Source organism: Rathayibacter sp. VKM Ac-2754 (assembly GCF_009807095.1).
In the GTDB taxonomy this organism is placed as follows: Bacteria; Actinomycetota; Actinomycetes; order Actinomycetales; family Microbacteriaceae; genus Rathayibacter.
In genome coordinates this window covers 99,172-120,958 of sequence record NZ_WUCC01000008.1, presented here as the reverse complement: position 1 = coordinate 120,958, position 21,787 = coordinate 99,172, and the positions used below count along the sequence as shown (strand labels likewise).

Sequence of the window (21,787 nt, the reverse complement as noted above, 5' to 3'; positions counted from 1 at the left end):
GGGTTCCGGAGTCCCCGCTCCTGAGCGCTCCCCGAGGAGGATCGTGTCCCGCACTCCACGCCCGTGGCTGATGCTCGCGCTCGGCGTCGCGGCGCAGGCCGCCACGACCGTCTTCGTGTCGGTGCCGCCGTTCCTGATCCCGCTGCTGCACACCGAGTACGGCTACTCGCTCGCCGAGGCCGGCCTGCTCGCCTCCGCCCCCAACGTCGGACTCGTGCTGACCCTCGTCGCGTGGGGCGCTCTCGCCGACCGCTACGGCGAGCGGATCGTGATCGCGATCGGAGTCGGCGCGACGGCCCTCAGCGCGGTCGCGGCGATGCTCACGGGCGGCGACCTGATCGCGCTCGCCGTCTTCCTCCTCCTCGGCGGGATGGCCTCGGGGAGCGTCAACGCCGCGAGCGGACGCGTGGTGATCGGCTGGTTCCCGCGCCACCGCCGGGGTCTGGCGATGGGCGTCCGGCAGATGAGCCAGCCGCTCGGAGTCGCCGCCGCGTCGCTGAGCATCCCGCCGCTCGCCGCCGCGGCCGGCATCCCGGCCGCCCTCGCCGTGCCGGCCGTGCTGCTCGCGGTGCTGGCGGTCGCCTGCGCGATCGGCATCATCGATCCGCCCCGGGCGCCCCGGAGCGCGGCGGCTCCCGCCCGCAATCCCTACCGCGAGAACGCCGCGCTCTGGCGCATCCACGGCGTCTCGGCGCTGCTGGTCGTGCCGCAGTTCACCCTCTCGACCTTCGGCCTCGTCTGGCTGATCGTCGATCAGAGCTGGGATCCGGCCGCGGCGGGCGTCCTCATCGCCGTCGCCCAGTTCGCGGGCGCGTTCGGTCGCATCGCGGTGGGCGTGCTCAGCGACCGGGTCGGCTCGCGCCTGGCTCCGCTGCGCTGGGTGGCCGTCGCCGGAGTCGTCGCCCTGCTCCTGCTCGCCGGCACGAGCGCGCTGCACGCCGGAGTCGCGGTGGCCGCCGTCCTCTTCGTCGCTGCCACCACGATCTCGGTCGCCGACAACGGGCTCGCCTTCACCTCCGTCGCCGAGATCGCGGGCCCCTCGTGGTCGGGCCGGGCGCTCGGCGCGCAGAACACCGGGCAGTTCGCGACGGCGGCCGTGGCTGCTCCGGCGATCGGGGCGCTGATCGGGCTGGTGGGATATCCGCTCGCCTTCGCGGTGGTCGCCCTCGCGCCCGTGGTCGCGCTGCCGCTCGTTCCCTCGCCCCGGCACGAGGAGTCGCTGCAGAACGTCGGCTGAGAGTGCTCGTCGCGCGCCATCGTGCGCGAGAGGCGCTCTCCGCCGACGTTGTGCGCGCCCGACAACCCCCTGACGGCCCGGCCACCCCGGGCTAGCGTGGAGGGATGGCCGAACGACTGCGCTCGAGTGTCAGCCCCTACCTCCGCTCGCACGCGGACAATGCCGTCGACTGGTTCCCCTGGGGCGAGGAGGCGTTCGCCGAGGCCGCGCGCCGCGACGTGCCCGTGCTCGTCTCCATCGGCTACGCGACCTGCCACTGGTGCCACGTCATGGCCCGGGAGTCGTTCTCGGATCCGGTGCTCGCCGCGCGCCTCGACGACGGCTTCGTCGCCGTGAAGGTCGACCGCGAGGAGCACCCCGACGTCGACACCGCCTACCTCACCGCCGCCAGCGCCTTCACGCGGAACCTCGGCTGGCCGCTCACCGTCTTCACCACCCCGGGCGGCGAGGCGTTCTACGCCGGCACCTACTTCCCGCCCCGCGCGGTCGGCGGCACGCCCGCCTTCTCGGACGTGCTCGACGCCGTGTCGGAGGCGTGGCGCCTGCGCCGCGACGAGGTGCACGCCACCGCCGGCTCGCTCGCGACGGCGCTCCGCGAGGCGACCGCCGAACGCCCGACGTCGACCGGCCTGCCGGATGACGCGGCCCTCGACGGCGCCGTCCGGTGGCTGGCCGAGGAGGAGGACCGCGAGCACGGCGGCTTCGGCGGCGCCCCGAAGTTCCCGGTCGCGCCGGTGCTGGGCTTCCTCGCGTCCCGGGCGTCGGGCGCCGAGCTGGCCGAGCGCACGCTCCTCACCCTCGCCCGCTCGCCGCTGCGCGACCGCGACGGCGGCTTCTTCCGCTACGCCACCCGCGCCGACTGGAGCGACCCGCACTACGAGCGGATGCTCTACGACAACGCGCTGCTCCTCGACGTCGCCGCCGTCCTGCTCGGCCGCGACGGCACCGACACCGCGGCGCTGACCGCGGTCGCCGAGGGGATCGCCTCCTTCCTGCTCGGCACGCTCCAGCGTCCGAGCGGCGGGTTCGCCAGCGCGCAGGACTCGGAGAGCATCGTCGACGGTCGGCGGTCCGAGGGCGGCTACTACCTCGCGGAGGACCGCGGCGGCCTCGAGCCCCCGGCGCTCGACGAGAAGGTGGTCACCGGCTGGAACGGCCTGGCGATCCAGGCCCTCGCCCGGGCCGGCCGGGCGCTCGGCCGCGAGGACTGGATCGACGCGGCCCGACGCGCCGCCGACCTGCTGATCGACCGGCACCTGGTCGACGGCGTGCTCGTGGTCCGGGCCTCCCTGGGCGACGCGGTCTCGGCCGCGCGCCCCGCGCTCGAAGACCTCGGGATGCTCGCCGGTGGACTCCTGCGCCTCGCCGTCGCCGAGGGCTCGCCCCGCTACGCGCGCGTCGCGCGGGCGCTGATCGACGGGGCGCTCGACGCGGCGGAGGCGTGGCCGCCGTTCGCGCTGCCGGGCGGCGGAGACCCGGCGCTCGCCGCGCGAGGGCTGCTCCTCGCCGCGGACCCCTCGGAGGGCGCCTACCCGTCGGGCCTGTCGGCGACGGCCGATGCGGCGCACGAGCTCTACCTCCTGACGGGCGAGCTGCGCTACCGCGAGGCGGCGGAGGCGGTAGTCGCCGCGGTCGCTCCCGGTGCGGTGTCGCAGCCGATGGGCTTCGGTGCGGTGCTCGCCCTGGCGACGAGGCTGGCGCGGCCCGTCACCCAGCTGGTGCTCGTCGCTCCCGACAGCGCCGTCGCGCTGCTCGAGGGCGCGCGGACGACCGATCTGGGGATCGCCGTCGCTGTGTCGGACGACGCCGCTCGCGACTGGACGGAGGCCGGCTTCGAGCTGTTCGAGGGTCGAGTCTCGCGCGACGGACGGCCGACCGCGTACTCCTGCGAGGCGTTCGTCTGCGCCCTGCCGACGACGACCCTGCCGTCGATCGTCGTCAGGCGGCCGTGACCACGAGCGGCGCCTCGGGGTCGGCCGCCCACTCGTTCAGCGAGCCGTCGTAGATCACGACGTCGTCCCTCCCGAGCAGTGTCAGCGCCAGCGCGTCGGCGGCGGCAGCGATGCCGCCTCCGCAGTACAGCACGAGGCGTTCGGCACCGAGGACGTCGGCGAACAGCTCGCGCAGGCGCGCCTGCGGCAGGAGCACGTGGGTCTCGCGGTCGACGAGGCGCGCGGCCGGGACGCTCACCGAGCCGGGCAGGTGCCCGCGTCGGGGACGCTGGCCCGCCTCGCCGGTGAACTCCTTCGGCGGCGCCGCGCAGACGAGCGTGCCGGGAGCCTCGCCCCGGAGGATGCTCTCGACCCCCGCCTTGTCGATCCAGAGCGGGCGCTCGGCGCGGACGGTGATGCCCGCCCCGGACACCGGAGCGACGTGCCCGGTCTCGAGCGGGCGCGACTCCTGCCGCCAGGCGGTGAGCCCGCCGTCGAGGACGGCGACGGCGGCGTGACCCGCCGCGCGCAGCAGCCACCAGAGACGGGAGGCCCACTGCCCCACCGCGGAGTCGTAGACCACGACGACCGAGTCGTCGCCGATGCCCAGGGCGCCGACCGCGGCGGCGAAGCGCTCGGGATCGAGCCGGCCGAACGGATATGCGCCCTCGGCGTCGGAGAGGTGCTCGATCAGGTCGGCGAAGACGGCTCCGGGCACGTGGCCCTCGACGAGGTACTGGTCCTCTCCGCTGAGGTAGCGGTAGCGGCCGTCGAATCCGGGCACGAAGAGCACGCTCGCGTCGATCACGACCAGGTTCTCGCGACCGAGGTGGTCGGCGAGCCACTGCGTCGAGACGATCGGCCGGGTGAGGTAGGGCGAGCTGGTCATGACGTCACGCTAGGCCGCACCCCCGACACCCGCACCTGGGCGCGTAACTCTGCTTCACGCGGCCGCCTCCCTGCTGGTCGAGTAGCCCCGCAGGGGCGTATCGAGACCCACGTCCGTCAGCAGATCAGGCTTCTGCCCTCGCCTTCTGACGCTGGTGGATCTCGATACGCCCGCTGCGCGGGCTGATCGATCAGCGAGGAGGGGACCATGCGGAGGAGGTCGTCTCGGGCTCGACGCGATGTGCGGGTCCAACGGGACGTGCGGCTTCGACGAGATCTGCCGCTCTGCGTCGCCGGTGTGGGCGAGAAGCGCCGAACCGAGGCTCACCAGTCGCGGCGATCCACCTTCAGCACTCGATGACGTTGACCGCGAGGCCGCCCTCGCTGGTCTCCTTGTACTTCGAGGACATGTCGATGCCGGTCTGCCGCATCGTCTCGATGACCGTGTCGAGCGAGACCCGGTGGACGCCGTCTCCGTGCAGCGCGAGACGGGCGGCGCTGACGGCCGTCGAGGCCGCGATGGCGTTGCGCTCGATGCACGGGATCTGCACCAGCCCGCCGACCGGGTCGCAGGTGAGGCCGAGATGGTGCTCCATCGCGATCTCGGCGGCGTTCTCGACCTGCCGAGGGGTGCCTCCGAGGACGGCGCAGAGCGCTCCTGCGGCCATCGCGCACGCCGAGCCGACCTCGCCCTGGCAGCCCGCCTCCGCGCCCGAGATCGACGCGTTCGTCTTGCAGAGCGAGCCGATCGCCGTCGCCGTGAGGAGGAACCGCCGGATCCCTGCGCGGTCGGCGCCCGGCACGAAGCGGAGGTAGTAGTGCGCGACGGCCGGGATGATCCCCGCCGCGCCGTTCGTCGGAGCGGTCACGACGCGCCCGCCCGCGGCGTTCTCCTCGTTCACGGCGAGGGCGAAGGCGTGCAGCCACTCGACCGAGGTGGCGCGGGCGCGGTCGAGCGGATCGACCTCGAAGGCCTCGAGCCGCTCGCGCATCAGGGAGGCGCGCCGGCGCACCTCGAGGCCGCCGGGGAGGACTCCCTCGGTCTCGAGGCCGTGCTCGACGCAGGCCGCCATCGCGTCCCAGATCCCGTCGAGGCGCGCGTCGACATCCTGGTCGGGGTGCAGCGCGCGCTCGTTCGCCGCCGCGATCTCGTCGATGCTCGAGCGGGTCCGGTCGCAGGTCGCGAGCAGGTCGAGCGCCGAGACGAAGGGGTAGGGATGCGGCGCCAGCGCCGCGAGATCGGCACGCTCGCCGGCCCGGCGGATGAACCCGCCTCCGATGGAGTAGTACGTCTCCTCGCGCTCCGGCAGGGCGTCGTCGCCGATCCAGACGCTGAAGGTCAGGGCGTTGGGGTGCTCGGGCAGCCGCGTCCGCGGCTCGAAGGCGACGTCGTCGCGCGTCATCGGGAGGCGCTGCTCGCCCGCGAGCAGGATCTCGCCGAGCTCGTCGAGCCGCCGCCAGGCTCCGCGCACCGCGTCGGGATCGCAGGTCTCGGGGGCGAGCCCCGAGAGCCCGGCGACCACCGCGTCGGGGGTTCCGTGTCCGATGCCGGTCGAGCCGAGCGATCCGTAGAGGGTGCAGCCGATCCGGCTCACGCGGCCGAGCAGACCCGCCGAGCGGAGGCGTTCCGCGAGCGCCAGCGCGGCCCGCATCGGACCGACGGTGTGCGAGCTCGACGGCCCGATCCCGACGCTGAACAGGTCGAGGACGGAGACGTAGGCGCTCATGACCCGAGACTACGCCGCCCACGACGACGGGGGCGGGCGCCCTGTCCAGGCGCCCGCCCCCGTCGTCGTCACGGGATCAGAACTCGCAGTGCACGTGGTCCGAGTGGCCCGCGTCGCCGGGGCCGAGGGTGAGCGTCGCACCCATCTCGTCGCAGGCGTTCTGGATAGCCTGGTGATCGGCGCCCTCGTAGACCCGCACGCCGTCGATGAGGTCGATATCGACCGCGTCGCCGGTGTAGTGGCCCGACGTCGACGAGTGGTCCTCGCCGGCGATGGAGGTCACCCGCAGGGTGTGCCCGTACTGCGTGTTGAGCTTGAGCAGGGCGTCGAGCATGGCGGGGTTCAGCGCGACCGACGTGACACCGACATCGCTCTCCGGGCTCGTCTTCGCCGGCTGCCCGGCAGCGGTGTCGCGGATGTTCGCGAGCGACGTCGAGGCGGCGTCCGGGCTCAGCTCGTACAGCTCGATGCCGGGGTTGTCGAGGATCGCCTGCGCCGTCGCCGCGGCGTCACCGCTCGGGGGAGGCGTGGTGCCGCCTCCGGTGCCCGCGATGAGCGCCTTCCAGGTGGCGGGTCCGACGATGCCGTCGGCGGTCAGGCCGGCCGAGCTCTGGAAGCTCTGCACGGCAGCGGTCGTCGCGGCCCCGAAGGCGCCGTCGACCGCGACCGAGGCTCCGTTCGCGTTCAGCTGCGTCTGCGCTGCGCTCACCGCGTCACCCGAGCTGCCGCTCTGCACGGTCACGGTCAGCGCACTCCAGGTCGCCGCGCCGATCACGCCGTCCGCCGCGAGGCCCTTGCCGGACTGGAACGAGGTGGTGGCCGACTGCGTGCCCGGTCCGAAGGCGCCGTCGACATCGAGCGACTGGCCGGAGGCGCGCAGCAGGTACTGCGCGGTGGTCACGTCCTCGCCGCTCGAGCCGGAGGAGAGAACGGGCCAGTCGGCGGCCTGCGCGCTCGTCGCACCGCCGACGACGACGCCGAGGGCGAGCAGCACCGCCGTGACGACGGCGAGAACGCGCGATCGGAGGCTCCGCGCCGGCGTTGCGGCGACGGGTGCGGTGGTGGTGGTGGTGTGATCCAGAGTGGTCATGGTCATGGTCCTCATCCCTCGCTCGCGACGGCCTCGCGCGCCAGCGTCTCCCACTGGGCGTAGGCGTCCGGGTACGCCGAGACCTGCACGGCCTGCGCCGCCTCGGTCACCGACATCGACTCCCACCCGGCCACGTCCGTGAGGCCCGTGTTCGAGGTGGGGCTGTTCGCCGCTCCGTAGAACGCCCGCGAGGCGTACACCGGGTCGACGAGGGCGGCGGGGTCTCCCCAGCCGGCCGACGGGCGCTGCTGGAACAGCCCGACCGAGTCGCGGTCGCCGCCCGAGAGGTTGCGCAGTCGCGACTCCTGCATCGCCGTGGCGATCGCGACCACCCAGCCGTACTCGGGGACGCCCGCGGTCTTCCCTTCGGCGATGATGACGCGCACGTTCGTGAGCTGCTCCTCGCTCAGGGTGGCGAAGGTCTCGCCGGGCTGACCGGGCTCGGGCGTGGTCCCCGATCCGGAGCCGACGAGGGACTGCCAGGTCTGCGGGCCGACGACGCCGTCGACCGTGAGCCCGGCCGCCGACTGGAAGCTCTGCACCGCCGAGAGGGTGGCGGGTCCGAAGGAGCCGTCGACGGTGATCCCCGCGCCGGTCTTGTCGAGCTGCACCTGGAGCCCGGAGACGGCCTCGCCGGTGTCGCCGGAGGAGAGCGTCGTGATGAGGGCCGACCAGGTCTGCTCGCCGACGATGCCGTCGGCCGAGAGACCGCGGTCGGTCTGGAACGACGTGACCGCGGCGGCGGTGGCGGGGCCGAAGACGCCGTCGGCGTCGACGGGGTACCCGGCGGCGTTCAGCAGGTGCTGCACCGTCTGCGCGTTGGCGCTGTTCTCGCCCTCGGCCACGACGGTCCAGGCGGCCGCGGAGGTCGCCTGCACAGCGACCGGAGGGTCGGCCGCGAAGGCCGCCGGCGCCGCGGCGAACGACCCGAAGGCCAGGGCACCGCACGTGGCCCCGGCTATCAGCAGTCGCCGGACGGGCCGTCGAGCGGTCGTCGTGGGCGGAGTGGAAGTGAAGGTTCTCATCGTTGCGTACACCTCTTCGCGGCCGTCGAGACGGCCTGATTCGTTGTCACGATCGGCGGAGTCGCCGTTGTCCCTTGCCCGTCCTGCCTACTCCTGCGACGGGCGACGCCTCCGCATACGGAGGGGTCGCCCAGACACCGTGCACGGGATGCGGAGGACTCTGCGACTCGAGGGGGAGGTGCTCGCCGTCGAGGCGGAGGACGCTTCTCCGCTGAGGAACTGCGGTCCGACACGCCCGGGTTGCACGCGACACGCCCGGGCTGCTAGTTTCGCCCGGGCGCGCCGCCGGAGCGCGCCACCCCGACGCCCGGAAGGAGCAGCCCGTGACCGCGAATCGATCGACCCGCCCCGCGCTGCTCGACGCCGACCGCCTCCGCGCTCTCTCCGGCGCGGTCGAGCTCGAATGCTCGAAGCGCGCTCAGGCGCACCTCCAGCCCGGAGTCGTCCGGCACCCGTAGGCATCCGCCGACGGCCCCGGACGACATCGGTTTCGGCGCCATCGGTTCCAGGGCCCTCCCCGTCGTCCTCCTCTGCAGGGGAGTCGACGCGTGACCGGCTCGCGGCATCCCGCCGCCCCGAACGCGTCTCCCCCCTATCCCGGCGTCCGCCGGGCCTTCACGAGAGGAAGGACCATGCAGAGAATCACGAAGCGGCTCGTGTCCTGGGCCAGCATCCTGGACGACAGCGCGCGGCAGCAGGCCCTCACGGCCTCCGAGATGCCGTTCATCTTCCCCCACCTGGCGCTGATGCCCGACGCGCACCTCGGGCGCGGGGCGACCGTCGGCTCGGTCATCCCGACGCTCGGCGCCATCATCCCGGCGGCGGTCGGAGTCGACATCGGCTGCGGCATGATCGCCGTCCGCACGCAGTTCACGCGCGACGACCTGGCCGGCCTCGACCTCGGCGAGCTGCGTCGCCAGATCGAGCGGGCGGTCCCGCTGTCGGCGGGAGCGTCGAACCGGAAGATCGTCGCCACCGCGGCGCCGCGCATCGCCGAGCTGGAGGCGCTCGCCGCCGAGGCGGGCTTCGATCCAGCCCGCTACTCGAAGCAGTGGGCGCTGCAGCTCGGAACTCTCGGCAGCGGCAACCACTTCATCGAGGTCAGCGCCGACGAGACGGGCGCGGTGTGGCTGTTCCTGCACTCCGGATCGCGGGGCGTGGGCAACCGGATCGCGAGTGCGCACATCGAGGTCGCGCGGGAGTACTGCGCGCGGCACTGGATCGGCCTCCCCGACCCCGATCTCGCCTACCTGGTCGAGGGGACGGCCGAGTTCGACCGCTACATCGCCGAGCTCCGCTGGGCTCAGCGGTTCGCCCTGCTCAACCGCGAGGAGATGATGGACCGCGTCGTGCGCCAGCTCGCGGAGTGGACCGGGTCGCCGGTGGTGGAGGCCGAGCGGATCAACTGCCACCACAACTTCACCGAGAAGGAGCGCCACTGGGGCCGGGAGGTCTGGGTGAGCCGCAAGGGCGCGATCCAGGCCGATGCGGGGCGACCCGGGCTCATCCCGGGGTCGATGGGCACCGCCTCCTACGTGGTGGTCGGGCGCGGTGACGCGGTGTCGCTGAACTCGTCGCCGCACGGGGCGGGACGCGAGTACTCGCGGTCGGCGGCGCGGCGCACCTTCACGCACGAGCAGCTGCGAGAGGCGATGGCGGGCATCGAGTACCGCGACACCGACGCCTTCGTCGACGAGATCCCGGCGGCCTACAAGCCGATCGACCGGGTGATGGCCGACGCGGCGGATCTCGTCGAGGTGCGCCGCACGCTCCGGCAGCTGGTCAACGTGAAGGGCGACTGACGCGCCTCCTCGCGCGGCGGTCGGAGGCGCCTCCGGCTCGTGAGACGACGTTCGGCTCGCGGGAATCGAGGATTCCCGCGAGCCGAACGCGATTCTGCGAGCCGGAGGTGCCGGCGGCGGCCCGGCCGGGTCAGCGGATCGTCTTGCGCGCCGTGATCTGGCCGGTGTCGAAGCCCAGGAGGTGCAGCCCGCCGTGGAAGCGCGCGTGCTCGACCTTGATGCAGCGGTCCATCACGACCGTCAGGCCCTTCGACTCGCCGTACTCGGCCGCCTCCTGGTTCCAGATGCCGAGCTGTACCCAGACCGTCGGCGCGCCGATCGCGACCACGTCGTCGATCACCGAGGGGATGTCGCTCGCCTTGCGGAACACGTCGACGATGTCGGGCACGACGGGCAGATCGGCGAGGCTCCTGTAGACCGGCTGCCCGAGGATCTCGGTCGCGTTCGGGTTCACGAAGAACAGCTCGTAGTCGCTCGACTGCTGCAGGTAGGTCGACACGAAGTACGACGAGCGCGCGGGGTTCGGCGACGCTCCGACGATCGCGACGGTCTTCGCGCGGCGGAGGATGTCGAGCCGCTGCTTCGCGTCGGGCCCGACCCAGGTGCGCTGCGACTTCAGCAGCTTCGCGAGCGGCGAGTTCGCCGGCACGGAGCAGCTCAGCCCGTTGGTCAGCTGCGCGACGACGGTGTCATCGGTCGTGGTCATGGCTCAGACCTCCACGGTCGGGGAGTCGACGGTGACCGAGACGTCGTCGGGGAGCTCGGTCGGAGCATCGGGGGTGCCGTGCTTCTCGACCGCCCGGGTCAGCGCCTGGTCGAGGTCGTAGATGATGTCGTCCGCGTCCTCGATGCCGACCGAGAGGCGCACGAGACCGGGCAGGACGCCGGCGTGCAGCAGCTGCTGCTCGGTGAGCTGCGCGTGCGTGGTCGAGGCGGGGTGGATGATCAGCGTCTTGGCGTCGCCGATGTTCGCCAGGTGGCTGGCGAGGTCGACCGACTCGATGAAGGTCTGGCCGACGTCGCGGCCGCCCTTGACGACGAAGCTGAAGACCGAGCCCGGCCCCTTGGGCAGGTACTTCTGGGCGCGGGCGTGGTGCGGGTGCTCGGGGAGGCCCGCCCAGTAGACCGCCTCGATCCGCTCGTCGGCGTCGAGCCACTCCGCGACGCGGCGGGCGTTGTCGACATGCGCCTGGATCCGGTAGGGCAGCGTCTCGACGCCCTGCGCGAGCAGGAAGGCCGAGTGCGGCGCGAGGACCGGTCCGATGTCGCGCAGCTGCTCGGCGCGCAGCCGGGTGAGGAACCCGTACTCGCCGAAGTTGCCGTCCCACGAGAGCCCGCCGTAGGAGGCGACGGCGTCGTGCAGCAGCGGGAACTTCTCGTGCGAGTAGTGGAAGCGGCCCGACTCGACGACGACGCCGCCGAGGGTCGTGCCGTGCCCGCCGAGGAACTTGGTCGCCGAGTGGATGACGATGTCGGCGCCCCACTCGATCGGCCTCACCAGGTAGGGCGTCGCGACGGTCGAGTCGATGATGAGCGGGATGCCCGCGGCGTGCGCGACCGCGGCGAGGCCCTCGATGTCGGCGATCTCGCCGGAGGGGTTCGCGATGGTCTCGGCGTAGAGCACCTTGGTCTTGTCCGTGATCGCCGCGGCGTAGTCGGCCGGGTCGCTCGACTGCACGAACGTGGTGTCGACTCCGAAGCGCCGCAGCGTCACGTCGAGCTGCGTGATCGACCCGCCGTAGAGGTTCGCGGAGGAGACGACGTGATCGCCCGCTCCGACGAGCGCCGCGAAGGTGACGAACTGCGCCGACAGGCCGGAGGCGGTCGCGACGGCTCCGAGGCCGCCCTCGAGGCTCGCGACCCGCTCCTCGAACGCGGCGACGGTCGGGTTCGACAGGCGGGAGTAGATGTTGCCGTACTTCTGCAGGGCGAAGCGCGCCGCCGCGTCGGAGGTGTCGTCGAAGACGAACGCGCTCGTCTGGTAGATCGGCAGCGCGCGCGCTCCGGTCACCGGGTCGGGGATGTTGCCCGCGTGGATCGCACGCGTCTTGAAGCCGTACTCGCGATCTGCCATGGGATCGACGTTAGCCGCCGCTACCGACACCTCCGGGCCGGGAGCGTCGCATCCCGTAACAGAACGCGCCGCCCCCACTCGAGGACGCCGGATCAGCCCGCCGCCTGCACCGCCGCCAGCGCCATTGCCGCGATGGCCGTCCACGACGCGAACGCCACGACCAGCGCGCGCCATCCGGTCGTCACCAGCGACCGGAGCCGCACGGCGCTCCCGAGCGCGAACAGCGCGGCGGCGAGCAGCCAGGTCTGCGCGACATCGGCGGCGGCGAGGATCTCGGGTGCCACCGGGAGGAACGAGCGCACCAGCACGGCGGCGAGGAACCCGACGACGAACAGCGGCACGATCGCCGGTCGCGCCCCGGTGCCGCCGTCGCCCGCGCGCCGGGAGAGCGCCGCCGCGACCGCGACCATCGGCGCGAGCATCACGACCCGCGTCAGCTTGACGACGACGGCGATCGCGAGCGCCGAGGCGCCGGCGACCTGAGCCGTCGCGACCACCTGCCCCACGTCGTGCACCGAGGCACCGACCCAGTGCCCGTACGCGACGTCCGAGAGGCCGAGCGGCTGCTGCAGCGCCGGCAGGACGGCGATCGCGAGGGTCCCGCAGAGCGTCACCAGCGCGATCGGAGTGGCCTGCTCCTCCTCCTTCGCCCGCGTCGCTCCCGCCATCGCGCCGATCGCGGACGCGCCGCAGATCGAGAACCCCGCGGCCAGCAGCAGCGGCTCCTTGCCGGGCAGCCGCAGCGCCCGCCCGAGGGCGTAGGTGAACGCGAAGGTGGCGAGCACGATCCCGACGACCACGAGGATCGCCCCCGCGCCGAGCCCGGCGATGTCGACGAGGGAGAGCTTGAGCCCCAGCAGCACGATCCCCGTGCGCATCAGGGTGCGCGACGAGAACTTCAGCCCCGGGGCGAGGCGGCCGAGCGCCGCCCGGGCGGCGGGGAGCTGCCCCACGAGGATCCCGAGCGCCACCGCCGCCGTCAGCATCGGCACCGCGGGGAACGCCGCGTGCACCGCGGACGCGATCAGCGCCGCGAGCGCGCAGACCGCGACTCCCGGTCCGAGGCGACGGAGCGCCGTGCTCAGACCCACGACGGCAGCCACATGTGCGCCTGCCAGAACGCGAACGAGGTCTGCTGACCCGTCCAGAGCGGATAGAAGTAGGCCGTCAGCGCCGCTGCGAGCACGACGAAGACTCCGACGACCACGATCCCCGTGGTGCGCCTGCGTCTCTCGTCGCCGGGGGAGCCGAGCACGATCCCAGCCGTCAGGGCGAGCGCGAGCATCATGTAGGGCTCGAAGACCACGCAGTAGAACTGGAAGACGGTGCGGTCGAGGTAGAGCATCCACGGCAGGTAGCCGGCGACGATCCCCATCAGCACGAAGCCGGCGCGCCACTCGCGGTAGCGGGCGAAGCGGTAGAGCAGGTAGCCGAGGGCGATCACTCCGGCGTACCAGATCAGCGGATTCGCCACCGAGGTGATCGCCTCGTCGCAGCGCGCCGCCGCGCAGCCGTCGACCCCGGTCGCCTGGTCGACGAAGTACATGCTCGTCGGGCGCTGCATCAGCAGCCACGTCAGCGGGCTCGCCTGGTAGGGGTGCGTGGCCCGCAGGTTGATCGAGTAGTCGTACATCTGCACGTGGTAGTGCCAGAGGCTCTGAGCCCAGTCGGGCACCCACGCGAGGGCGCCCGTCCAGGCGTTGCCCGGGGCCTCCGTCGCCCACTGCCGCGCCCAGCCGCCGGAGGTGCGCAGCCAGCCGAGCCAGGTCGCGAGGTAGGCCACGAGCGCGATCGGCACCACCAGGAGGAAGGTGACCGGCCCCTGCTTGAGGACCGCGCCGCTGCCCCAGAACGGCACGCCCGCCCGGCGGCGCATCATCGCGTCGACCAGGACCGAGTAGAGGCCGTAGGCGGCGAGGAAGTAGATCCCGGTCCACTTCACCCCGGCGGCGAGGCCGAAGAAGACACCGGCGGTGAGCAGCCACGGCCGCCACCAGAGCACGGGCCCCCAGGTCGGCAGGGCGCCGGCCGCCACCTTCTCGGCCAGCCGCAGCTCGGCCCAGCGCCGGTCGAGGAGGACGGCCGCGACTCCGCACAGGGCCACGAACATCAGGATGCCGTCGAGCAGCGACACCCGCGACATCACGATCGCGTGGCCGTCGAGCCCGAGGAAGAGGCCGGCGAGAGAGGCGATCAGCGTCGAGCGGAAGAGCAGCTTCGCGATGACGATGACCAGGGCGACCGCGAGGATCCCGACGAACGCCGTCGAGATCCGCCAGCCGACACTGTCGTCGGCACCGAGCACGCCCATGCCGAGCCCGATGATCCACTTGCCCAGCGGCGGGTGCACCACGAACGAGGGAGCGCCGGTGAAGACGTCGACGGTGCCGGTCGCGAAGCCGGGGTCGGAGTTCTCGGGCCAGGCGCCCTCGAAGCCGAGGTTCCAGAGCGTCCAGGCGTCCTTCACGTAGAAGGTCTCGTCGAAGACGAGCGTGCGGGGGTGGCCGAGGTTCCAGAGCCGCAGGACCGCGGCGACCACGACGACCAGCAGCGGGAGCCCCAGGTCGTAGAGCCGGCGTCGTCCGGGGGTGGTGACGAGGCGCCCGAAGACGTCGTCGAACCACGAGCCGCGCGGCACGTCGGGGCGCACCCGCGGGGTCGACGCCGCGGTCTCGGCGGGATCGAGCGGTACCGATCGCGTCGATCCGGCGGAGTCGAGGAGCAGGTCGTCGAAGTCGCGCTGCGGTCGGTCCGTCACTCGGCCATGCTAACCGGGCGGCGACACCCGCCCTCCGCGAGATCGCGCGGATCGGCCGGATCCGTCGACATCCGGCCGAGCGGGCCGCGGCGGCGACTCGGCCCAGGGCCCCCGCGAGACTCCCGGCTGGGAGGATGGCCGCATGATCATCCTCGCCGGCACGCCCATCGGAAACCTCGGCGACGCCTCGAGGCGGCTGGTGGAGGCGCTCTCGACCACGAAGCACATCGCGGCCGAGGACACCCGCGTCACGATCCAGCTCCTGCGCGCCCTCGGCATCGAGAACCGGCCGACCCTCTACGCCCTGCACGACCACAACGAGCGCGAGCGCTCGGCCGAGCTGGTCGAGCTCGCCCGCGAGGAGGACCTCCTCGTGCTCAGCGACGCGGGCATGCCCACGGTGTCCGACCCGGGCTACCACCTCGTCGAGACCGCGGTCGCCGCGGGTGTCGCCGTGACCGCGCTGCCAGGGCCCTCGGCGGTTCTGATGGCGCTCGCCGTCTCGGGCCTGCCGACCGACCGCTTCAGCTTCGAGGGCTTCCTGCCCCGCAAGCACGGGGAGCGGATCTCGACCTTCCGCGCCCTGGTCGACGAGCGCCGCACCATGGTCTTCTTCGAGTCGCCGCACCGCATCGGCGACGCGCTCGCGGATCTCGTCGAGGTGATGGGCCCCGAGCGCCGGGTCGTCGTCTGCCGCGAGCTGACGAAGATGTTCGAGGAGGTGCGCCGCGGCCCGGCCGCCGAGCTGGCCGAGTGGGCCGCCGGCGGGCTGCGCGGCGAGATCTGCCTCGTGGTCGAGGGCGCCCCTGTGCGGGAGGCGTCGCTCGAGGACGCCCTGCTCGCCGTCCTCGAGCGGGTCGCGGCGGGAGACCGCCTCAAGGAGGCGTCGGCCGAGGTCGCCGAGCACACCGGCCTCTCGCGCCGCGCCCTCTACGAGGCGGCGCTCGCCTCCCGCCGCGCCTGAGCGCTGCGCGGCCCCGGCGTCACATACCGGGAGGCGTCCCGCGCGAAGAATAGGATGGTCGCCATGTCCGACGGCGCCTCCTTCTATCTCACGACCCCGATCTTCTACGTGAACGACGTCCCGCACATCGGGCACGCGTACACCGAGGTCGCCGCCGATGTGCTGACGCGCTGGCACCGCCAGGCGGGTGACGACACCTGGCTGCTCACCGGCACCGACGAGCACGGCCAGAAGATCCTGCGCACGGCGACCGCGAACGGCACGACGCCGAAGGAGTGGGCCGACCGCCTCGTGCAGACCGCCTGGCAGCCGCTGCTCGAGACCATCGACATCGCCAACGACGACTTCATCCGCACCACCGATGAGCGCCACGAGGTCAACGTGCAGCGCTTCCTGCAGAAGCTCTACGACGAGGACGCCGTCTACACCGGCGAGTACGAGGGCTACTACTGCGTCGGCTGCGAGGAGTACAAGCAGCTCTCGGACCTCGAGGAGGGCACCGGCGACTACATCGGGCAGTACGTCTGCAAGATCCACTCGAAGCCTGTCGAGCTGCTCAAGGAGAAGAACTACTTCTTCAAGATGAGCCAGTACACCGAGCGCCTGCTCGCGCTCTACGAGGAGCGCCCCGACTTCATCCAGCCGGAGTCGGCGCGCAACGAGGTCGTCAGCTTCGTGCGCGCGGGTCTCGCCGATCTGTCGATCTCGCGCTCGAGCTTCGACTGGGGCGTCAAGGTGCCGTGGGACGACTCGCACGTCGTCTACGTCTGGTTCGACGCGCTGCTCAACTACATCACCGCCGTCGGCTACGGCCAGGACGAGGCCGAGTTCGAGCGCCGCTGGCCCGCCACCCACATCGTCGGCAAGGACATCCTCCGCTTCCACGCGGTGATCTGGCCCGCGATGCTGATGGCCGCCGGGCTCGAGGTGCCCAAGCAGGTCTTCGGCCACGGCTGGCTGCTCGTCGGCGGCGAGAAGATGTCGAAGTCGAAGCTCACCGGCATCGCGCCCGAGCAGATCACCGACACCTTCGGCTCCGACGCGTTCCGCTACTACTTCATGCGCGCGATCACCTTCGGGCAGGACGGCTCGTTCTCGTGGGAGGACCTGTCGGCCCGCTACCAGGCCGAGCTCGCGAACGGCTTCGGCAACCTCGCCTCCCGGGTGATCGCGATGCTGCACCGCTACTACGACGGCGTCGTCCCCGAGTCGGGCGCGCCGACCGAGGCGGAGGAGCGCGTCCGGCGCACCGTCGCGGAGGCGGCGACCACGGCCGACCGCGCGATCGACGCACTCGCGATCCACGACGCCATCACGGCGGTGTGGACCATCGTCGACGAGCTCAACGGCTACATCACCGAGCAGGAGCCGTGGGCACTGGCGAAGGCGGGCGACCGCGAGCGCCTCGGCACCGTGCTCTACACGGCGTCGGAGGGGCTGCGCGCCCTCGCCGTGCTGCTCTCGCCGGTCGTGCCCCGCGCGACGACCCTGCTCTGGGAGGCGCTCGGCGTCGAGGAGTCCCTCGGCGCGCTCACCGCGCAGCGCCTCCGCGAGGCGGGGGAGTGGGGCCAGCTGCCCGTCGGCACGACGGTCGGGGCCCTCGCCCCCCTCTTCCCGCGCATCGAGGTGCCGGCCGTCTGACCCCGGCGGTGCCGTCGGATCGGCATCGAGGGAACCCCGGACCGTCGAGGGAGCCGGCACCACCGGGCGGCCTCGACGGTCCGGGGTTCCCTCGCGAACCGTCAGGAGCACCCCGCTAGCCTGGAGCGCATGACCGACAGCCAGCACGTCCGCGCCCGCGAGAACACCTCGGGCCGCGACCTGACGTACCCGCCGCTGCCCGAAGCGCTCGTGGTCCCCGTCTACGACAACCACACGCACCTCGAGATCGCGGACGGCCTCGAGCCCCTCGACTACCGCGAGCAGCTCGACCGCGCCTCCACCGTCGGCGTCCGCGGAGTCGTCCAGGTCGGCACGGACGTCGAGACCAGCCGCTGGTCGGCCGAGATGGCCGCCTCCGAGCCGCGGATGCTCGCCGCCGTCGCGATCCACCCCAACGAGGCGCCCGAGCTCGACGCGCGCGGCGAGCTCGACGACGCGCTCGCCGTCATCGCCGAGCTCGCGACCCAGCCGCGCGTCCGCGCCGTCGGCGAGACCGGGCTCGACTTCTTCCGCACCGGAGAGAGCGGTCGTCCGGCCCAGTACCGCTCGTTCGAGGAGCACATCCGCATCGCGAAGGAGACCGGGGTCGCGCTCCAGATCCACGACCGCGACGCGCACCGCGAGGTGATGGACACCCTCCGCCGCGTCGGCGCCCCCGAGCGCACCGTCTTCCACTGCTTCTCCGGCGACGCCGAGATGGCGCGGATGTGCGCGGAGGAGGGCTGGTACCTCTCCTTCGCCGGCAACGTGACCTTCAAGAACGCGGATGCGCTGCGCGAGGCGCTCGCGGTCACTCCGCGGCACCTGATCCTGGTCGAGACGGACGCGCCGTTCCTCACGCCGAGTCCGTTCCGCGGCCGCCCCAATGCGCCGTATCTCATGCCGCACACGGTGCGCGCGATGGCCGAGTACCTCGAGACCGACGTCGGACACCTCGCCGCGACGATCGCCTCCAACACCGAGCAGGTCTACGGCGAGTGGGGCGGAGAGGTCGGCTCCGAGCCGACGGAGCCCGTCGGACCGCTCGCATGAGCGGACGCCACGCCGCCGAGCCGTCGATCGCGAGCGTTCCGCGACTGCTCGGCCCGGCCGAGATCCGCGACCTCGCGCAGATCCTCGACGTCACGCCGACCAAGAAGCTCGGCCAGAACTTCGTGCACGACGCCAACACGGTGCGCCGCATCGTGAAGCTGGCGCGGGTGCAGGCCGGCGAGACCGTGGTCGAGATCGGCCCGGGCCTCGGCTCGCTGACCCTGGGCCTGCTCGAGGCGGGCGCCGGAGTCGTCGCGGTCGAGATCGACGGCCGCCTCGCCGAGCAGCTGCCCCGCACGGTCGAGCTGATGGCTCCCGGCGCCGAGCTCGAGGTGGTGCACGCCGACGCGATGCGCGTGCTCGACCTGCCGGGCGAGCCGGCGCGGCTCGTCGCGAATCTCCCGTACAACATCTCGGTGCCGGTCCTCCTGCACTTCCTCGAGCACTTCGCGAGCATCCGCTCGGGTGTCGTGATGGTGCAGGCCGAGGTCGGGCACCGCCTGGCCGCCGCACCCGGCTCCAAGGTCTACGGCGGTCCGAGCGTCAAGGCGGCCTGGTTCGGCTCGTTCACGACCGGAGGCACCGTCTCGCGCCAGGTCTTCTGGCCGGTCCCCAACGTCGACAGCGTGCTGGTCGGCTTCGAGCGCGGCGAGGAGCCGGGCGACGAGACCCTGCGCCGGGCCGTGTTCGCGGTGGTCGACGCCGCCTTCGCCCAGCGGAGGAAGATGCTCCGCCAGTCGCTCTCGTCGCTCTTCGGCGACAGCGCCGCCGCCATCGCCGCGCTCGAGGCCGCGGGCGTGCCGCAGACGGCGCGCGGCGAGGAGCTCGGCGTCGACGAGTTCGTCGCTCTCGGACGCTCGCTCGACCCGGCGCGCGTGCCGATCAGGGGCGGCTCGGTGCCGCCCGCGACCGACGACGACCTGGACGACGAGACCGACGACGAGGCGCCCTCCGACCGGGACGAGACCCGCTCCGCCACCCTGTAGCGTGGAGGCCATGGCCCCTCGCGCGACGTCGACCCGGGTCCACGCGCGGGCGCCAGGCAAGATCAACGTCTACCTCAAGGTGGGCGCGGTCCGCGACGACGGGTACCACGAGCTCGCGACCGCGTTCCAGTCGCTGTCGCTCTACGAGGACGTCTACGCGAGCGACGCCCCCGACTTCTCGGTCGAGTTCTCGGGCTCGATCGACACCGACGATCTCGCGACCGACGGATCGAACCTCGCGATCAAGGCGGCCCGTGCGCTCGCCAGGGCGACCGGGTACCGCGGAGGCGTGCACCTCGCGATCGAGAAGAACGTCCCGATCGCCGGGGGCATGGGAGGCGGCTCGGCCGACGCCGCCGCCACCCTCCTCGCCTGCGACGCGCTCTGGGGCACCGCGTGCACCCGTGAGCAGCTGCTCGGCATCGCCTCGAGCCTCGGCGCCGACGTGCCGTTCTCGTTCACCGGAGGCACCGCGATCGGCGTCGGTCGCGGCGACGAGCTGAGCCCCGCGCTGGCGAAGGGCCGCTTCGAGTGGGTCCTCGTGCTGTCGGAGCAGGGCCTGTCGACCCCCGAGGTGTACAGCGAGCTCGACCGCCATCGCGAGCGGCACCTGCGCGACTTCCGCCCGATCGCGGCGACCCCGAGCATCGACCCGAACGTGCTGCAGGCCCTGCGCGCGGGAGACGCGGCGATGCTCGCGGACGCGATGCACAACGACCTGCAGGCCCCGGCGCTGCACCTGCAGCCGGGTCTCGCGCGGATCCTCGAGCTGGGGGAGGGGCGCGGAGCCCTCGGCGGCCTCGTGTCCGGCTCCGGGCCGACCGTGGCCTTCCTGGCGCCGGACGCCGACGCCGCCGAGGATCTGCACCGCGAGCTGACCGGCGCGCGCCTGCGGGCCGTCCGCGTGACCGGTCCGGTGCACGGCGCGCGCATCGTCTCCGGCTAGTCGCGGTCCGCGCTCGCAGCCCCGACCCGCAGTCAAGGCCCGGACTCGTGGCCTAGAGTGCCGCTCATGTCCCCCAGACGAGCCGCACTCCTCGCGATCCTCTCGGGGATCGTCGCCGCCGCAGTCGCCCTTGCGAGCGCCGAGCTCGTGGCCGTGTTCACCGGCGCGGGAGGCAGCCCGCTCGTCGCCGTCGGCGGCTTCGTCATCGACATCGTGCCGCCCGGCGTCAAGGACACCGTCATCGCGCTGTTCGGCACGGGCGACAAGGTCGTCCTGCTGGTGTCGGTGGGCGTCGCCGTCGCGCTCCTCGCGGTCGCGGCCGGACTGCTCGAGTACCGCAGGCCTCCGCTAGGCGTGCTCGTGCTCGCCGCCGTCGCGGGCCTGGGCGCCCTGGCCGCCGTCACCCGCGAGGGCGCGTCGGGTCTCGCCGCCGCCCCCAGCGTCGCCGGCATGGTCGTGGGCGCCGCGTTCCTGCGGGCCGCCGCCGCCCGCCTCCGCGGCTGGGAGGAGGAGCCCGCGCGCGGCGGCACCGACCGCCGCTCCTTCCTCCGCCTGGTCGGCATCGCCGGCGCCGCCGCCGTCGTGGTGGGCGTCGGTGCCCGGATGGTGACCGCCGCCTCCGCCGCCGTGACCGCCGTGCGGGAGGCCGTGAAGCTGCCCGCCCCCGCGAGCACCGCGCCCGCCGTCCCAGCCGCGGCGATGCTCGACGACATCGAGGGGATCACGCCCTACCTGACGTCGAACGCCGACTTCTACCGGATCGACACCGCGCTCTCGGTGCCGTCCGTCGACCCGGCCGACTGGTCGCTCCGCATCACGGGCATGGTCGAGGAGGAGGTGACGATCACCTGGGACGAGCTGCTCGCCCTCCCGCTCGAGGAGCACCTGGTCACCCTCTCGTGCGTCTCGAACGAGGTCGGCGGCGACCTGATCGGCACCGCTCTCTGGCTCGGCTACCCGATCCGCGACCTCCTCGCCCGCGCCCGGCCGCTCGCGGGCGCCGACATGGTCCTCTCGCGCAGTGTCGACGGATTCACGGCCTCCAGCCCGCTCGAGGTCCTGCAGGACGAGGGCCGGCCGAGCATCGTGGCGGTCGGGATGAACGGCGAGCCGCTCCCGGTCGAGCACGGCTTCCCGGCGCGCCTGGTCGTGCCCGGGCTCTACGGCTACGTCTCGGCGACGAAGTGGGTCACCGAGCTCAAGGTCACGACCTTCGCCGACGACGTCGCCTACTGGTCGACTCGCGGCTGGACCGAGCGCGGCCCGATCAAGATCGAGTCCCGGATCGACGTGCCACGGCAGGGCCAGGCGGTCGCCGCCGGCACCGTCGCGGTCGCCGGAGTCGCCTGGGCGCCGCACACCGGCATCGCAGGCGTGGAGGTGCAGGTCGACGGCGGCGTGTGGCAGCCCGCGCGCCTCGCCGAGGCCGTCACCGCCGACACCTGGATCCAGTGGGTCTACGAGTGGGAGGCGATCGCCGGCGACCACGTCCTCCTGGTCCGCGCGACCGACTCCGAGGGCCTGGTGCAGACCTCGGAGGAGGCGCCCCCCGCCCCCGACGGAGCCTCCGGCTGGCACATGCGCACGATCACCGTGGCCTGAGCGGGCCTCCGCAGGGCGGTCTGCGGCGTTGTCGTCGGTCGCGATGCCGCCGGTATCGCTCCC

18 protein-coding genes are annotated in these 21,787 nt (G+C 72.9%); 10 read left to right on the top strand and 8 right to left on the bottom strand.

Going from position 1 to position 21,787, the window contains the following annotated elements:
• Nucleotides 1-70 precede the first annotated feature (70 nt).
• Together GRS92_RS14175 and GRS92_RS14170 are read left to right on the top strand one after the other, a co-directional pair.
• Nucleotides 71-1,237 carry an MFS transporter gene (locus GRS92_RS14175; RefSeq protein WP_442966240.1) on the top strand — a complete coding sequence of 389 codons (1,167 nt, stop codon included), beginning with the start codon at nt 71-73 and terminating at the stop codon, nt 1,235-1,237.
• A 104-nt stretch (nt 1,238-1,341) separates the two neighbouring features.
• On the top strand, nt 1,342-3,189 hold the full coding sequence (locus GRS92_RS14170; protein WP_159857478.1) for a thioredoxin domain-containing protein: 1,848 nt from the start codon (nt 1,342-1,344) through the stop codon (nt 3,187-3,189).
• Here the strand turns inward: GRS92_RS14170 and GRS92_RS14165 are convergent.
• The 4 genes from GRS92_RS14165 to GRS92_RS14150 form a co-directional block, all read right to left on the bottom strand.
• Nucleotides 3,176-4,057: a sulfurtransferase gene (locus GRS92_RS14165; protein ID WP_159857476.1), complete on the bottom strand. Its 882-nt coding sequence runs from the start codon at nt 4,055-4,057 to the stop codon at nt 3,176-3,178. The genes GRS92_RS14170 and GRS92_RS14165 overlap by 14 nt on opposite strands.
• Nucleotides 4,058-4,403: 346 nt before the next feature.
• Nucleotides 4,404-5,783: an L-serine ammonia-lyase gene (locus GRS92_RS14160; RefSeq protein ID WP_159857474.1), complete on the bottom strand. Its 1,380-nt coding sequence runs from the start codon at nt 5,781-5,783 to the stop codon at nt 4,404-4,406.
• 76 nt (nt 5,784-5,859) lie between these two features.
• Entirely contained in the window at nt 5,860-6,873 is a 1,014-nt protein-coding gene (locus GRS92_RS14155; RefSeq protein ID WP_235022041.1) for a peptidoglycan-binding domain-containing protein, read from the bottom strand.
• A gap of 11 nt (nt 6,874-6,884) precedes the next feature.
• Nucleotides 6,885-7,898 (bottom strand): peptidoglycan-binding domain-containing protein, encoded by a 1,014-nt coding sequence (locus tag GRS92_RS14150; RefSeq protein WP_159857470.1) that lies wholly within the window; start codon nt 7,896-7,898, stop codon nt 6,885-6,887.
• A gap of 323 nt (nt 7,899-8,221) precedes the next feature.
• Here GRS92_RS14150 and GRS92_RS19135 point away from each other — a divergent pair, with 323 nt between their 5' ends.
• Nucleotides 8,222-8,356, top strand: a complete 135-nt coding sequence (locus tag GRS92_RS19135; protein WP_268817151.1) for a hypothetical protein — start codon at nt 8,222-8,224, stop codon at nt 8,354-8,356.
• Between the two features lie 174 nt (nt 8,357-8,530).
• Nucleotides 8,531-9,700 (top strand): RtcB family protein, encoded by a 1,170-nt coding sequence (locus GRS92_RS14145; RefSeq protein ID WP_159857468.1) that lies wholly within the window; start codon nt 8,531-8,533, stop codon nt 9,698-9,700.
• Between the two features lie 130 nt (nt 9,701-9,830).
• Here the strand turns inward: GRS92_RS14145 and GRS92_RS14140 are convergent, their stop codons facing one another.
• The 4 genes from GRS92_RS14140 to GRS92_RS14125 all read right to left on the bottom strand — a co-directional run bounded on the left by GRS92_RS14140 (nt 9,831) and on the right by GRS92_RS14125 (nt 14,532).
• Nucleotides 9,831-10,406: a CoA-binding protein gene (locus GRS92_RS14140; RefSeq protein ID WP_159857466.1), complete on the bottom strand. Its 576-nt coding sequence runs from the start codon at nt 10,404-10,406 to the stop codon at nt 9,831-9,833.
• Nucleotides 10,407-10,409: 3 nt separating this feature from the next.
• On the bottom strand, nt 10,410-11,774 hold the full coding sequence (locus tag GRS92_RS14135; protein ID WP_159857464.1) for an O-acetylhomoserine aminocarboxypropyltransferase/cysteine synthase family protein: 1,365 nt from the start codon (nt 11,772-11,774) through the stop codon (nt 10,410-10,412).
• Between the two features lie 92 nt (nt 11,775-11,866).
• Complete coding sequence (locus tag GRS92_RS14130; protein WP_159857624.1) at nt 11,867-12,865, bottom strand: YeiH family protein; 999 nt, start codon at nt 12,863-12,865, stop codon at nt 11,867-11,869.
• A complete protein-coding gene (locus GRS92_RS14125) occupies nt 12,856-14,532 on the bottom strand; it encodes a dolichyl-phosphate-mannose--protein mannosyltransferase (RefSeq protein ID WP_235022040.1) in 1,677 nt (558 codons plus the stop codon). Before GRS92_RS14125 ends, GRS92_RS14130 begins: the two co-directional genes overlap by 10 nt.
• Nucleotides 14,533-14,674: 142 nt before the next feature.
• Here GRS92_RS14125 and rsmI point away from each other — a divergent pair, with 142 nt between their 5' ends.
• From rsmI to GRS92_RS14095, 6 genes are all read left to right on the top strand, one after another.
• On the top strand, nt 14,675-15,496 hold the full coding sequence (gene rsmI / locus GRS92_RS14120) for a 16S rRNA (cytidine(1402)-2'-O)-methyltransferase (protein ID WP_159857462.1): 822 nt from the start codon (nt 14,675-14,677) through the stop codon (nt 15,494-15,496).
• Nucleotides 15,497-15,559: 63 nt separating this feature from the next.
• Nucleotides 15,560-17,137, top strand: a complete 1,578-nt coding sequence (gene metG / locus GRS92_RS14115; protein ID WP_159857460.1) for a methionine--tRNA ligase — start codon at nt 15,560-15,562, stop codon at nt 17,135-17,137.
• A 129-nt stretch (nt 17,138-17,266) separates the two neighbouring features.
• Complete coding sequence (locus GRS92_RS14110; RefSeq protein ID WP_159857458.1) at nt 17,267-18,190, top strand: TatD family hydrolase; 924 nt, start codon at nt 17,267-17,269, stop codon at nt 18,188-18,190.
• Nucleotides 18,187-19,176, top strand: coding sequence for a 16S rRNA (adenine(1518)-N(6)/adenine(1519)-N(6))-dimethyltransferase RsmA (gene rsmA, locus GRS92_RS14105; protein WP_159857456.1), 990 nt, complete (start codon nt 18,187-18,189; stop codon nt 19,174-19,176). The genes GRS92_RS14110 and rsmA overlap by 4 nt, the downstream gene beginning before the upstream one ends.
• Before the next feature lie 10 nt (nt 19,177-19,186).
• Entirely contained in the window at nt 19,187-20,122 is a 936-nt protein-coding gene (locus GRS92_RS14100) for a 4-(cytidine 5'-diphospho)-2-C-methyl-D-erythritol kinase (protein WP_159857454.1), read from the top strand.
• Between the two features lie 66 nt (nt 20,123-20,188).
• On the top strand, nt 20,189-21,724 hold the full coding sequence (locus GRS92_RS14095) for a molybdopterin-dependent oxidoreductase (protein ID WP_159857452.1): 1,536 nt from the start codon (nt 20,189-20,191) through the stop codon (nt 21,722-21,724).
• Nucleotides 21,725-21,787: the final 63 nt, after the last annotated feature.

Excerpts from the sequence above, each read along its gene's own strand:
- GRS92_RS14175 (WP_442966240.1), top strand. The coding sequence starts at position 71 with ATGCTCGCGCTCGGCGTCGCGGCGCAGGCCGCCACGACCGTCTTCGTG.
- GRS92_RS14170 (WP_159857478.1), top strand. The coding sequence starts at position 1,342 with ATGGCCGAACGACTGCGCTCGAGTGTCAGCCCCTACCTCCGCTCGCAC.
- GRS92_RS14165 (WP_159857476.1), bottom strand. The coding sequence starts at position 4,057 with ATGACCAGCTCGCCCTACCTCACCCGGCCGATCGTCTCGACGCAGTGG.
- GRS92_RS14160 (WP_159857474.1), bottom strand. The coding sequence starts at position 5,783 with ATGAGCGCCTACGTCTCCGTCCTCGACCTGTTCAGCGTCGGGATCGGG.
- GRS92_RS14155 (WP_235022041.1), bottom strand. The coding sequence starts at position 6,873 with ATGACCACTCTGGATCACACCACCACCACCACCGCACCCGTCGCCGCA.
- GRS92_RS14150 (WP_159857470.1), bottom strand. The coding sequence starts at position 7,898 with ATGAGAACCTTCACTTCCACTCCGCCCACGACGACCGCTCGACGGCCC.
- GRS92_RS14145 (WP_159857468.1), top strand. The coding sequence starts at position 8,531 with ATGCAGAGAATCACGAAGCGGCTCGTGTCCTGGGCCAGCATCCTGGAC.
- GRS92_RS14140 (WP_159857466.1), bottom strand. The coding sequence starts at position 10,406 with ATGACCACGACCGATGACACCGTCGTCGCGCAGCTGACCAACGGGCTG.
- GRS92_RS14135 (WP_159857464.1), bottom strand. The coding sequence starts at position 11,774 with ATGGCAGATCGCGAGTACGGCTTCAAGACGCGTGCGATCCACGCGGGC.
- rsmI (WP_159857462.1), top strand. The coding sequence starts at position 14,675 with ATGATCATCCTCGCCGGCACGCCCATCGGAAACCTCGGCGACGCCTCG.
- metG (WP_159857460.1), top strand. The coding sequence starts at position 15,560 with ATGTCCGACGGCGCCTCCTTCTATCTCACGACCCCGATCTTCTACGTG.
- GRS92_RS14110 (WP_159857458.1), top strand. The coding sequence starts at position 17,267 with ATGACCGACAGCCAGCACGTCCGCGCCCGCGAGAACACCTCGGGCCGC.
- rsmA (WP_159857456.1), top strand. The coding sequence starts at position 18,187 with ATGAGCGGACGCCACGCCGCCGAGCCGTCGATCGCGAGCGTTCCGCGA.
- GRS92_RS14100 (WP_159857454.1), top strand. The coding sequence starts at position 19,187 with ATGGCCCCTCGCGCGACGTCGACCCGGGTCCACGCGCGGGCGCCAGGC.
- GRS92_RS14095 (WP_159857452.1), top strand. The coding sequence starts at position 20,189 with ATGTCCCCCAGACGAGCCGCACTCCTCGCGATCCTCTCGGGGATCGTC.